The organism is Streptomyces sp. NPDC089424 (assembly GCF_044749345.1).
Taxonomy (GTDB): Bacteria; Actinomycetota; Actinomycetes; order Streptomycetales; family Streptomycetaceae; genus Streptomyces.
The window spans coordinates 1436738-1449341 of record NZ_JBIVHU010000001.1 but is presented as its reverse complement, the minus strand read 5'-3'; the positions used below and the strand labels follow the sequence as shown (position 1 = coordinate 1449341).

At 70.8% G+C, this 12604-nt stretch carries 9 protein-coding genes and 1 pseudogene; 3 read left to right on the top strand and 7 right to left on the bottom strand.

The features are described from left to right. Positions 1-100: 100 nt before the first annotated feature. The 4 genes from ACIP2X_RS06315 to ACIP2X_RS06300 are packed head-to-tail and all read right to left on the bottom strand — an operon-like array spanning position 101 to position 5559. On the bottom strand, positions 101-2482 hold the full coding sequence (locus tag ACIP2X_RS06315) for a beta-glucosidase (protein ID WP_401668188.1): 2382 nt from the start codon (positions 2480-2482) through the stop codon (positions 101-103). Then, positions 2479-3297, bottom strand: a complete 819-nt coding sequence (locus tag ACIP2X_RS06310) for a carbohydrate ABC transporter permease (RefSeq protein WP_401668185.1) — start codon at positions 3295-3297, stop codon at positions 2479-2481. Before ACIP2X_RS06310 ends, ACIP2X_RS06315 begins: the two co-directional genes overlap by 4 nt. Continuing rightward, positions 3294-4250 carry a carbohydrate ABC transporter permease gene (locus ACIP2X_RS06305; RefSeq protein WP_401668183.1) on the bottom strand — a complete coding sequence of 319 codons (957 nt, stop codon included), beginning with the start codon at positions 4248-4250 and terminating at the stop codon, positions 3294-3296. Before ACIP2X_RS06305 ends, ACIP2X_RS06310 begins: the two co-directional genes overlap by 4 nt. A gap of 7 nt (positions 4251-4257) precedes the next feature. Beyond that, a complete protein-coding gene (locus tag ACIP2X_RS06300) occupies positions 4258-5559 on the bottom strand; it encodes an ABC transporter substrate-binding protein (RefSeq protein ID WP_401668181.1) in 1302 nt (433 codons plus the stop codon). Between the two features lie 138 nt (positions 5560-5697). On the opposite strand from ACIP2X_RS06300, the gene ACIP2X_RS06295 reads away from it, so the two are divergent. After that, positions 5698-6720: a LacI family DNA-binding transcriptional regulator gene (locus tag ACIP2X_RS06295; protein WP_401668179.1), complete on the top strand. Its 1023-nt coding sequence runs from the start codon at positions 5698-5700 to the stop codon at positions 6718-6720. A gap of 141 nt (positions 6721-6861) precedes the next feature. Here ACIP2X_RS06295 and ACIP2X_RS06290 read toward each other — a convergent pair whose 3' ends face one another. Together ACIP2X_RS06290 and abc-f are read right to left on the bottom strand one after the other, a co-directional pair. Continuing rightward, the gene (locus tag ACIP2X_RS06290; RefSeq protein ID WP_401668177.1) at positions 6862-8490 is read right to left on the bottom strand and encodes an ABC-F family ATP-binding cassette domain-containing protein; all 1629 of its coding nucleotides are present in this window, start codon (positions 8488-8490) and stop codon (positions 6862-6864) included. Positions 8491-8548: 58 nt separating this feature from the next. Then, positions 8549-10183 carry a ribosomal protection-like ABC-F family protein gene (gene abc-f, locus ACIP2X_RS06285; RefSeq protein WP_401668174.1) on the bottom strand — a complete coding sequence of 545 codons (1635 nt, stop codon included), beginning with the start codon at positions 10181-10183 and terminating at the stop codon, positions 8549-8551. Positions 10184-10599: 416 nt separating this feature from the next. Here abc-f and ACIP2X_RS06280 point away from each other — a divergent pair, with 416 nt between their 5' ends. Both ACIP2X_RS06280 and ACIP2X_RS06275 read left to right on the top strand, forming a co-directional pair. Beyond that, complete coding sequence (locus ACIP2X_RS06280) at positions 10600-11784, top strand: hypothetical protein (protein WP_401668171.1); 1185 nt, start codon at positions 10600-10602, stop codon at positions 11782-11784. A 95-nt stretch (positions 11785-11879) separates the two neighbouring features. Then, positions 11880-12104 (top strand): annotated as a pseudogene (locus ACIP2X_RS06275) (hypothetical protein); the annotation flags it as partial. Here the strand turns inward: ACIP2X_RS06275 and ACIP2X_RS06270 are convergent. Continuing rightward, the gene (locus tag ACIP2X_RS06270; protein ID WP_401668169.1) at positions 12090-12398 is read right to left on the bottom strand and encodes a WhiB family transcriptional regulator; all 309 of its coding nucleotides are present in this window, start codon (positions 12396-12398) and stop codon (positions 12090-12092) included. The pseudogene ACIP2X_RS06275 and the gene ACIP2X_RS06270 overlap by 15 nt on opposite strands. Positions 12399-12604: the final 206 nt, after the last annotated feature.

The following is a 12604-nucleotide window of genomic DNA, read 5'->3' as shown; positions in this document are numbered from 1 at the left end:
AGGTCCCACTGGGGCTGACCCGGTCCGTCGGAGGGAGGAGCGCGGACGTCCGCCGACGTCCGCGCTCCTCCCGGTCGGAGAGGACCAGGACCGGACCCCGTCAGGCCTCCTGTGCCGGTGCGTGGTCGAAGGTCGCGTGGAAGCGTCGGGTGTGGTCGAGCCGGCGTTCCGGACCGGTCAGGGAGACCGTCGCCGTCATGTGGACGGTGGCGCTCGACGAGGCCAGGCGGAGTTCCAAGTCCCCCGGTTCGAGGATGCGTTGGCCGTCGCGTCCGGTGAAGGACGCCACGTCTGCCGGGACCGTGACGCGGACGCGGCGGGCCTCGCCAGGTCCCAGGGGGAGGCGGGTGTAGCCGATGAGACGCTGCACCGGCTGTACGACGGAGGCGACCGGGTCGTGCAGATAGAGCTGGACGACCTCCGTGCCCGGACGGTCCCCGGTGTTGCGCACGGTGAGGCCGAGGGTGAACTGCCCCGAGGTCGGCGCTTCTTGCTCCTCCACGGTCAGGTCGCTCCAGGCGAAGCTGGTGTACGTCAGGCCGTGGCCGAAGCCGAACGCCGGGGTCGGGTCGATGTTGGACACGTCGCTGGCCTGCGCGAGACGGGCGCCCAGGTACGTGGTGGGCTGGGATCCGGGACCGCGCGGGACGCTGACGGGGAGCCGGCCGGAGGGGTCGGTACGGCCGCTGAGCACGCCCGCGATGGCCCGGGTGCCTTCGGCGCCGGGGAAGAAGGACTGCACGAGCGCCGCCGAGGCGTCGACGGCGCGGCCGAGGGCGTAGGGCCGGCCGGCGAGGAGGACCGTGACCACGGGTGTGCCGGAGTCGAGCAGGGCGTCCAGGAGGTCCTGCTGGGCGCCGGGCAGGGAGAGCGATTCCGCGTCGCAGCCCTCGCCGCTGGTGCCGCGGCCGAACAGGCCCGCGCGGTCCCCGAGGGCGACCACGACGACGTCCGCAGCGCGTGCCACGTCGACCGCCTCCGCGATGCCGGAGGTGTCCGCGTCGTCGACGCCGGTGCCGCGGGCGACCGTGATGTCCGCGTCGGGGAACTCGGCGGCCAGGGCGTCGTGCAGGGAGGGCAGGTCGATGCCGACGGGGACGTCCGGGTGCTGCACTCCGACGTGCATCGGGAAGGAGTAGCACCCCAGTACGGCAGTGGGAACGGTCGCGTTGGGGCCGATGAGGGCGATCCGGCGCGGCCGGGAGAGCGGCAGGGTGCCGTCGTTGGTGAGCAGGACGACCGCCTTCTCGGCGACCTCGCGGGCCAGGGCGCGGTTCTCCGGCGGGTCCAGGTCGACCTTGCCGCGCAGGGCGTCCGGCGCGTCGAGGTCGGCGCCTTCGAGGACGGCCGGCACGGCGGTCCAGTCGGGGTCGAGCAGGCCGAGGGCGGCCTTCTGCCGCAGGACGCGGGTCAGGGCGCGGTCGATGACGGACTCCGCGACGCGGCCCTCGGTGACGGCCTCGACGAGGGGGGCTCCGAAGGTCTTGACGGTGGGCAGTTCGACGTCGACGCCCGCCGCGAGCGCGGTGCCCGCGGCGTCGGCCCAGTCGGCCGCGATGCCGTGCAAAGTCTTGAGGAAGGCGATGCCGAAGTAGTCCGCGACGACGGTGCCGTCGAAGCCCCAGGTGTCGCGGAGCAGTCCGGTCAGCAGGTCCTCGTCGGCGGCGGCGGGCAGGCCGTCGGTGTCGTTGTAGGCGTGCATGACGGACCGGGCGCCGCCCTCGCGGACGGCCATCTCGAACGGCGGAAGCAGGATGTCCGCCCGCTCGCGGGCGCCCAGGGGCGCGGGGGCGAGGTTGCGTCCGGCGCGGGAGGCGGAGTAGCCGACGAAGTGCTTGAGGGTGGCGACGATCCCGGCGGACTGGAGGCCCTGGACGTAGGCCGTGCCGATGGTGCCGACGAGGTAGGGGTCCTCGCCGATGGTCTCCTCCACCCGGCCCCAGCGGGCGTCGCGCACCACGTCCAGCACCGGGGCGAGGCCCTGGTGGATGCCGACGGAGCGCATGTCGCGGCCGATGGCGGCGGCCATGCGGCGCACCACGTCGGGGTCGAACGTGGCACCCCACGACAACGGGACGGGGTACGCGGTGGCGCCCCAGGCGGCGAAGCCCGCCAGGCACTCCTCGTGGGCGAGAGCGGGGATGCCGAAACGGTTCGCCGAGGCGATGCGCGCCTGGGTGCGCTGCAGGGACAGCGCCCCGAGCGCGGGGTCGACGGGTACGGTGCCGAAGGGCCGGGTGAGCTGTCCCAGACCGTTCGGCAGCAGCGCCTCCAGGTCGACAGCCTCCTCCATGTCGTGCTGGTGGGGGGCCACTTCACCGCCCTGGTCGGACGCACCGACCCACACGCCGAACAGCTGGGCGATCTTCTCCTGGAGGGTCATCGCGTCGATCAGCGCGGCGACCCGGTCGGTGAGGGGGCGGGTGGTGTCGTTCCAGAGGGGGATCTCGGGGGTGGTCTCTACGGCCACGTTGGCAGTCACTTTCCTCCGACGCCCATCAGCCCCTGGACCAGGGCGCGACGGGCGAACAGGTAGACGAGCAAGACGGGCATCATGGACAGCACCACGGCGCCCAGCAGGCCCGGGATGTCGATGCCGTGTTCGGTCTGGAAGTTGTACAGACCCAGCGTCACGACCTTCGCGGAGTCGGACTGGGTCAGCACGAGCGGGAACAGGAAGCCGTTCCAGGCCTGCAGTGCGGAGAACACGGTGATCGTGGACAGTCCGCCCCGCGACAGGGGGACGACGAGCTGGAAGAACATGCGCCGCGGACTCGCTCCGTCCACGGCCATCGCCTCGAACAGTTCCGGTGAGATGTCGCGCATGGCGCCGCTGAGGATCAGTGCGGACATCGGCAGGCAGAACGCCGCCGTCGGCAGGATGACGCCGAGCAGGTTGTCGTAGAGCCCGGCCTCGCTGATCAGGTAGAACATCGGCACGATCACGGCCTGGGCGGGGATGGCGAGTCCGAGCAGGAACAGGCGGAAGACCTGCGAGGTGACCTTGCTGCGACTGCGTACGATCGCGTAGGCGAGCGGGGGCACCAGGGCCAGGACCAGTCCGACCACCGCGGCGGTGACGACGAGCGTGTTGAGGAAGTACTGGCCGAAGCCGGAGTCGAAGGCGCCGAGGTAGTTGTCCAGGGTGAAGCTCTCCGGGACGGACACCGGGCCGTTCTCGGCGTAGTCGCCGCGGGTGCGCACGGTCGCGGCGAACATCACGTACAGCGGCAGGCCGACCAGGAACAGCCAGACCAGGGAGCCGGCACCCGCCAGGTAGTTGGGGCGGCGCCTCATGACACACCCTCCATGGTGCTGCGCATCTTGTCGTAGCCGGAGACGCGGACGACGACGAGGGAGATGACGGTGGCGGCGACGACCAGCACGAGGGCGATCGCGGATCCGGCACCGAAGTCGAAGCCCTTGAAGGCCTTTTGGTACATGTAGTAGGCGCTGATGGTGGTGTCGGTGCCCGGGCCGCCCTGGGTGAGGATGAGGACGGTCTCGAACGTGGTCAGGCCACCGACGATCATCAGGATCATCGACGTGATCATGGCGTTGCGCAGTTGCGGCAGCGTGATGTGGAAGAACTGCCGGTAGCGGCCCGCTCCGTCGATCTCCGCGGCCTGGTAGAGCACTTGGGGAACGGCGCGGGCGGCACCCTGGTAGATCAGCGTGTGGAACGGGGTGAACTGCCAGGTGCTGACGAACGCGAGGACGCCGATGGCGGTGACCTGTTCACCGAACAGGTTGCCGTCGCCGAACAGCCAGGTCGCGTCGGCCGGGATGCCGAAGTTGGGGTCGAGCAGGGCCCGCCAGACCACGGAGACGGCCGTCGCCGACAGCAGCAGCGGCACGAAGTAGATGACGGACAGCACCGCGCGGTTGCGCTGGTGTCCGGCGGCCCAGACGCCGAGCACGATGCTCAGCGGTGTCTGGATGACCACGCCGAGCGCGGTCAGGAGCAGGGTCAGCCAGACGCTCTTGAGCATCACGGGGTCGTCCAGCAGTCGGGACCAGTTGTCCAGGCCGACGAACTCGGGCGCGCCGAGGCCGTTCCAGCTCGTGAAGGACAGCACGGCGACCATGACCAGCGGGACGATCGCGAAGAGGGCGAAGAAGACGGTGGCGGGAAGCGCCCAGCCGAAGCCGGGCCGTCCCACGTGCGCTGCGGACGAGCCGGCCGGCCGCCGCCGGGCCTCCTTGCGGGACCCGGCGGCGGGCGGAGCGCTCGTGATCTGTGTGGTCATGAGCCGTTCATTCGGTGGGGAGGGCCTGCATGGCCTTGATGAAGCCGTCCGCGTCGAGCTGGCCGTTGAAGAACTGCTGCACGGCCTGGAGCATGGGCGTGCCGGCCGACGGGGGGTACGCCTGGTCCCAGGACAGCTGGAACGCGGGTGCCTTCTCGACGAGGTCGTACTGGAAGCGCGAGTAGTCGGGGTTGGCCGACGAGTCGAGGAACTGCGGGGTGTTCGTCGTGGTCGGCAGGTTGCCGATGGCCAGCTGCGCCTTGACGAACTCGTCCGAGTACATGAGCTTGAGGAACTCGGCGACGGCCTCGGGGTGTTCGGTCTTCTTCAGCACCGAGTAGAAGTTGTTGGTGTTGCCGACGATGTTCGCCGTGTCGCCCTTGCCGCCGGGGACGGTCGGGAAGGTGGTGTAGCCGAGGTCCTTCTCGGCGAACGTCTTGGCGTCCGTCTGCTGCTGGGCGTAGTACCAGGAGCCCATCAGCTCGAACCCGGCCTTGCCGGAGGCGAGCAGTGCCGGGGAGGCACCGTTGGTGTACTTCACCGAGTCGTAATTCTTGCCGAACGCGCCCGTGTCGACGAGTTCCTTGAGCGTGCTCAGCGCCTTCTTGCTCTCGGGGCTCTCCCAGGCCGCCTTGTCGCCCTCCAGCGCCTTCTGGAACAGGCCGGGCCCGGCGATGCGGTCGTAGAGGTACTCGAACCACATGAGTGTCGGCCAGCGGTCACCGCCGCCGAGGGCGATCGGGGTGACACCCGCGTCCTTGAGCTTGCCGACCGCGTCGATCAGCTCGTCCCAGGTCTTGGGCGGCGTGACGCCCGCCTCGTCGAGGACCTTCTTGTTGTGGAACAGCAGGATCGGCTGGGTGCCGCGCATCGGCACGCCGTACGGCTTGCCGTCGACGACCGCGCTGTTGAAGACCGAGGGCAGGAACCTGTTGTCCAGGTCCGGGTTCTCCTTGATGAAGCCGTCCAGCGGCATCAGCAGGTCGGCCTTGACGAACGGCTGGATGCTGCCTCCGCCCCAGTTGAAGAACACGTCCGGGGCCTGGGGCGTGTTGATGATCGTCTGGAGCTTCTGCTGGTAGTCCGCGCCCGGGATGGTGTCGAGGACGACCTTGACGTCGGACGTCTTGTTGAACGTCTCGACGATCTGATTCTCGACCTTGTTGCTCGCGTCCCCGTACACCAGGACATGGATCTTGCCGTCCGACGACGCCTCGCCGGCGCCGCCACCGCAGGCCGACAGGGTCAGCGCCAGGCCGAGCGTCGCGCCGCAGGCGACCAGTCTGGGCAAGCGCGCACGTGTCTTCATCGTTCGCCTTTCGAAAGTTTCGGCGCCATTACCGAAAGTCCATGCCGTGGGACAGTAGGTCAGACCCAGGTTTCGGTCAACGGTCGTGGAGCTGGTCACTCAAACCGTTACCGAGGCGCGGTGACTTACCCTGCTGCTATGCACGATGAAGAGGCGGCTCCGGGCAGAGTGACCCTGGCTGACGTGGCGAAAGAAGCGGGCGTCTCGATGCCGACAGTTTCGAAGGTCCTCAATGGCCGTCCCGACGTCTCCCGCTCCACCCGGGCCAGGGTGGAGCGCCTGCTGGAGGCCAACGGATACCGCCGCCGGCCGAGGACCACCGCCGGCCCCCCGCTGATCGAGCTGGTCTTCCACGAGTTGGACAGCACCTGGGCGATCGAGCTGATCAGGGGTGTGGAGAGCGTCGCCCGGGAGAATCAGGCCACGGTGGTGCTCACCCGCAGCGGAACCCGGCACAGGCCGGCGCCGGACTGGCTGGAGGGCGTGCTCCGGCGCAGACCGCTGGGTGTCGTACTCGTCTTCTCCACGCTCCCGGCGGACGTCAGGAGCCGGCTCAGGTCGGCGGCGATCCCCTTCGTCGTCATCGACCCGGCGGGCGACCCCGACCCCGATGTGCCGTCGGTCGGTTCGGCGAACTGGGCCGGCGGTCTCGCCGCGACCCGCCACCTCACCCAGTTGAGGCACGAACGGATCGCGATCATCACCGGCCCCGAGGACATGCTGTGCTCGCTGGCCCGCCTCGACGGCTACCGTTCCGCGCTGGCGATGGCGGGCCTGGAGACGGATCCCCGGCTGATCCGCTTCGGCGACTTCCAGGTACGGGGCGGTTTCGAGCACGCCATGGACCTGCTGGACGGACCGGACCGGCCGACGGCCGTGTTCGCGGGCAGCGACCTGCAGGCACTGGGCGTACTGGAAGCAGCCCGCCTCAAGGGCCTGCGCGTCCCGCGGGACCTCTCGGTGGTCGGCTACGACGACGTGCAGCTCGCCCAGTGGTCGAGCCCACCGCTCACCACGGTGCACCAGCCGCTTCGGCACATGGCGCAGGAGGCGGCACGCATGCTGTTCCGGCCGGACGACCCGGGCACGGGCGCCCAGCGCATCGAGCTGGCCACGCACCTGGTGACACGGCAGAGCACGGCAGAGCCGGGCGGGGGGTGAGACACCGGCTCACCCCTCAGCCCCTCAGCCCCTGGCGCCTGGCTCCTGCTCCTGCTCCTGCTCCTGCTCCTGCTCCTGCTGGGCGTCCGCCCCCCCGTCGTCGGCGGGTACTCGCTGACCTCAGCGGCGGTCGGCGCAGGCTCAGCGCAGGCCGTCGTCGGGCAGCCGGAACTCCCGCCCCTCCCAACGGCTTCGCAGCCAGCGGTCATGACTGGCCAGCACGACGGTGCCCGGGCCCGAGTGCAGGGCGTCCTCGAGTTCGTCGCACAGCCGCGGTGACAGGTGGTTCGTGGGTTCGTCCAGCAGCAGCAGTTCGGGCGGGCGCGCGACCAGCAGGGCCAGGGCGAGCCGACGGCGTTGCCCCACGGACAGGTGCCCGACCGGCCTGTCCAGCTCCGCCTCCGCCAGCAGGCCCAGCGAGTCGAGCGGTACGGCCTCCGCACGCTCGGCGCCGAGGGCCGCGTCGTACGTGTCACGGACCGTGCGCTCGGGCCGGCCGAAGTGGGTGTCCTGAGCCAGCAGACCGACCGTCAGGCCCGGACGCCGCTCCATCCCGCCGTCCGCCACGGGCAGGCGTCCGGCCAGTACGGCGAGCAAGGTGGACTTCCCCGTCCCGTTGCCTCCCGTGACGAGCAGGCGTTCACCGGCCGGCACGACCAGCTTGCGCACCCGCAGCCGGCCCGGCACCCCCACGTCACGCAGTGACACCAGGTCGCCCGTCGCGGAGCCCGCCGCGAGGGCGGTGTGGAACCTCAGCGGTGGCACGGGCCTGGCGACCTGGGTCCGCTCCAGGTCGTCCAGCCTGCGGGTGGCGTTGCGCACCCGGCGCGAGATCTGGCTCTGCACCCGGCCCGCGCGGTGCCCGTACCCCATCTTCTCGTTGTCGCGCGGTCCGCGGTCCGGGGCGAGCCGGTGCGCGGTCACGTTCGCCACCTCGCGCAACGCGACCAGTTCCTCCTGTTCCTCGGCGTACCGGCGCTCCCAGCGTGCGCGCTGCGACCGCTTCTCGCTCAGATAGGCGCTGTAGTTGCCGCCGTGCCGGACGGGTCCGTCGACGGCCGGGTCGAGGTCGATCAGGTCGGTGCAGACCGCGTCGAGGAAGGCCCGGTCGTGGCTGGCCACGACAACCGCGCCGGGCAGGCCGCGCACCTGTTCCTCCAGGAACGCCGCGGCCGCGTCGTCCAGATGATTGGTCGGCTCGTCCAGCAGGAGGGCCGACGGCCGCCGCACCAGCAGCGCCGCCAGCGCCAGCCTGCCGCGCTCGCCTCCGGACAGCGAGCCGAGCGTGCGCCGGTGCGCCATCGCGCCGAGGCCGAGCCCGGTGAGCACGACCGCGGCACGTCGGTCGGCGTCCCAGGCCTCTCGTTCCTGTGCCCGCTCCAGTGCCCGGGCGTACTCCCCGAGCAGGTCCGCGTGGTCGGTCGAGTCCTGCGGCGTACGGGCGAGCAGCCGTCCGGCCTCGTCGAGGCGCTTGAGGTCGTCGCGGGCCTCACGCAGCGCGTCGTCGAGGACGTCGGCGATCGTCGTCGCCCCGTCGAAGGGCATCTCCTGGCGGAGATGACCGAGGTCGGCGGGGCGGACCACGCTGCCGGAATCAGGCTTGTCGGCTCCGGCGAGCACATCGAGAAGGGTGGACTTCCCGGCACCGTTCTCCCCGATCAGGCCGATGCGGTGGCCGGGGGACGCGGTGAGGGAGACGCCGTCGAGGACCTTGCGGTCCCCGTGGACGCGGACGAGGTCGTGGGCGAGGAGGGCCGGCTGGGCAGGCATGTGTGTCTCCACGGAAAGAGGTCGCGGTCACAGACGGATGAGCTGCTGCGGGCGGTGGTCACACCTCTGGTGCGGACGACTCCGTCAGCGTCCCGTCGGCCAGTCGCAGCCAGCGGTTCACGCCGACCTCCTTGAGGAAGCGCTCGTCGTGGCTGACGACGACGAAGGCGCCCTGGTACGCGCCGAGCGCGCTCTCCAACTGCTCCGTGCCGACCAGGTCGAGGTTGTTGGTCGGCTCGTCCAGCAACAGGAGGTGGGGAGCGGGTTCCGCACACAGGACGCACGCCAGGGTGGCCCGCAGCCGTTCACCGCCCGACAGGGCTCCCACCGGCAGATGGGCGCGGGCCCCGCGGAACAGGAAACGGGCGAGCAGGTTCATCCGCTCGGCCTCCGAGCGGTGCGAGGCGAACGCGGCGAAGTTGTCGGCGACCGTGCGGTCGAGGTCCAGGAGGTCGAGCCGCTGGGAGAGGTGGGCGATGCGGCCGTCGGCCCGCGTGATCTCGCCGGTCTCCCCCTCGATGTCCCCGTTGATCAGCCGCAACAGGGTCGACTTGCCGACGCCGTTGGGTCCGGTCAGCGCGATGCGTTCCGGTCCGCGGATCGACAGGTCGATCCCGTCCCCGGCGAACAGGGCGCGCTCGCCGTGCCGTACCTGCAGGCGCGCGCCGAGGAAGAGGGTGCGCCCGGCGGGGACGACGGTGTCGGGCAGGTCCAGCGAGAGACGTTGCTCGTCGCGCAGCGCGCGGCCGGCCTCGTCCAGCCGGGCCTTGGCCTCTTCCGCGCGGGAGGCGTGCAACTGACCGGCGCGGCCCGCGGATTCCTGCGCGCCGCGCTTCATGTTGCCGGCGAAGATGCGCGGCAGGCCGGCGTTCTTGAGGTTGCGGGCGGCGTTGCTCGCCCTGCGTTCGGCGCGCTCGCGAGCCTGCTGCATCTCGCGCTTCTCCCGCTTCAGCTCCTGCTCGGCGCTGCGGACGTTCTTCTCGGCGACCTCCTGCTCGGCCCGCACCGCCTCCTCGTAGGCGGTGAAGTCGCCTCCGTACGTGCGCAGTCGGCCGCGATCGAGTTCGGCGATCCGCTCCATGCGGTCGAGCAACGCGCGGTCGTGGCTGACCAGCAGCAGACAGCCGGTGAAGTCGCCGAGCACGTCGTGGAGTTTGTGGCGGGCGTCGATGTCGAGGTTGTTGGTCGGCTCGTCCAGCAGCAGCACGTCGGGGCGCTTCAGCAGTTGGGCGGCGAGACCGAGGGAGACGACCTGGCCGCCGCTGAGCGTGCCCAGGTCGCGGTCGAGGGCGAGGCCGGCGAGTCCGAGGCGGTCGAGCTGGGCGCGGGTGCGTTCCTCGATGTCCCAGTCGTCGCCGATGACGGTGAAGTGCTCCTCGCTGACGTCGCCGGACTCGACCGCGTCCAGGGCCTTGATGACCGGGGCGACGCCGAGCACCTCGGCGACGGTGAGGCGGGCGTCGAGGGGGAGGCTCTGCGGGAGGTAGCCGAGGGAGCCGGAGACGGACACCGATCCCCTCGTGGGTCGCAGCTCCCCCGCGATCAGCTTGAGCAGGGTGCTCTTGCCCGCGCCGTTGGGGGCGACGAGGCCGGTGCGGCCGGGCGGGACGGTGAAGGACAGGTCGTCGAAGACAGGGGTGTCGTCAGGCCAGGAGAAGGACAGGCCGGAGCAGACGACGAACGCGTCGGACATGGTGAGAGACCTCGTGTGTGACGCGGAGATGCCTGAAGAGGCACCTCGACGCGGAAGACGGAAGGCGCAGGCTGAGGGAACGACCGCATGGCCACGCGGGCCGGCGCTCCTGAGCGCCAGGCCGGTGGCCTTCACCTCCGGGTATCACCCCGAGATGTCGTCGTCACCCACCACGGTCGGTCTCCTCGACACACGAAGAACAGGGATCAGCATGCTAACAGCAACGACGCCCACGCCCGCAGCGCGGTGACGATCGTCGGGGCGAGACGACGCCCTCCAGCAGCTCGGCGACCTCGCGCGCGAGCGGGCCTTCGGGCGGCACGTCGGGTCCGATCGGCTCATCCGGGCGGGGCTCGACACACTTCGACCTCGTGGGCCGACCTCGGTGTCAGTGCTTGCTGACAGCATCGGGTGCCATGAACACCCACCGGACCACCCCGCCGCGGCCCCTCGACGTCACCGCGCTTTTCCCGCAACTGGCCCCCCTGGCACGCACGGCGACCCGTCTGCACCCGCGTCCCGGGGCGCCGACCGTGCACGACAGCTCCGTCGGCGGGCCGCTGCTTTGGCCCGCCGACGAGCCGTGGCCGTACTGCGAGGGCCCTCATGAGCTGGACGGGGTGAACCCGGCCATGTCCCTGGCGGACGTGAGGGCGGAACGCCGGATCCGCGCTGCCGCGCAGGGCAGGGGCCTGACCCCGCAGGAAAAGGAGACCCTCGCCCGCATCCGTCCCCTGAGGACCTATCCGATCAGGAGGTCGCCGGGCCGTCCTCCGCACGTCGGCGCGATGGCGATGCTGCCGCTGGCGCAGCTGTACGTGCGTGACGTGCCCGATCTGCGCGCGCCCGCGGGAACGGATCTGCTTCAGGTGCTGTGGTGCCCTTTCGACCACCCTCCGCGGCAATTCATGCCCAGGACCGCCCTGTTCTGGCGATCCGGTGCAGCGGTCACCGACATCCTCGCCGCACCCCCCGAGCCGTCCTCGGTGCAGTTCGACACCTACGTGCCCGAGCCGTGTCTGCTCGACCCGGAACAGATCACCGAGTACCCCCACCCCTTGGAACTGACCAAGGAACTACGTGACCCGCTTCGGGACTGGAGCAGGTGGCAGACGGCCGGCGCCGCTGTCGACAGCCGGTATGCGTCGTATCCGGAGGAGTTCTACGCGACCGACCTGTCCGTCGCGCCGGGTTGGAAGGTCGGCGGCTGGGCCTCTTGGGGCTACACCGACCCCATCCCCCAGTACTGCCCCGCCTGCGACACCAAGATGGACCCGCTCCTGACGGTCCCCACCTACGAATGGGACGCTGCCACGCGTGGCTGGATACCGGTGGAGGAGGGCGAGGACCGGGCCAGCGCCACGCCACCCTCCACGCACGCCGGCCCCCAGACCCAGGCCGTGATCGACTTCTTTCGCGCCAAAGGCATAGAGGTGCATGATCGTGGCCGCGTCCGCCTCAACGCTCGCGCCGCAACCCCGCCACTCGACGACCGGCCCCCAAGACAGCCGACCGCCGTCCAGATCGCCAGTGGCCACCGACAGCAGCTCTACGTCTGCCCCACCGCACCGGAGCATCCCCACACCGAACTGATGCAGTAGCCGGGCAGCAGCCCGTCGAAGAGCGCGTAGCGGCCGCGCCCCTCTCCCTATGCCCGTTGTCAGACCCTCCTGGCGACATCACCGCCCTGAACGCCATCCGCACCACCCCGCCGAGGCCGGTCGACGTGAACGCGCTCTTCCCTCGGCCGGCCCCGCCGGCGCGCACGGCGACCCGGCCGCACCCGCGTCCCGGGGCGCCGACCGTGCACGACAGCTCCGTCGGCGGGGCGCTGCTGTGGCCCGCCGACGAGCCGTGGCCGTACTGCGACGAGCAGCACGACAGGCGCGTGGCGCCGGTGGTGCACTCACCGGACGACATCGGGTGAGGCCGTGGCTGCCTGGACGTGGTGGAGCTGGGCCGTGCGCAGGAGTCGCCGCCAGGAGGTGACGGAGGGGCGACGGCGCAGCAGGGCGCGGCGTTCGCGTTCGGTCATCCCGCCCCAGACACCATGTCCGATCCGCTCGTCGAGAGCGTATGCCAGACATTCGGTACGTACGGGACATCCCGAACACAGTGTCTTGGCGCGGTTCTGTGCGGCGCTCTCGCCGAAGAGTTCGTCCGGGGGTGCGGTCCTGCACAGCCCCTGCTTGCCCCAGTCGGTGTCCGTCAACACGTTCGTCCCCTCCCTCGACTCCCCCGGTCATACGCGCGCACGCCGCACACCATCGAGGTCCGGTTGCCCGCGTGCGCCACGCACATGTGCCCCGGCCGGTCGCCGTGAAGCCGGCCATGCCCTGTGACCTGCATCGCACCGTGAGCCGGAGCGCCCGTCGGACGCCGACGGTTTCGTGCTACAAATGTCCCCTCGGCTCCCGTAGC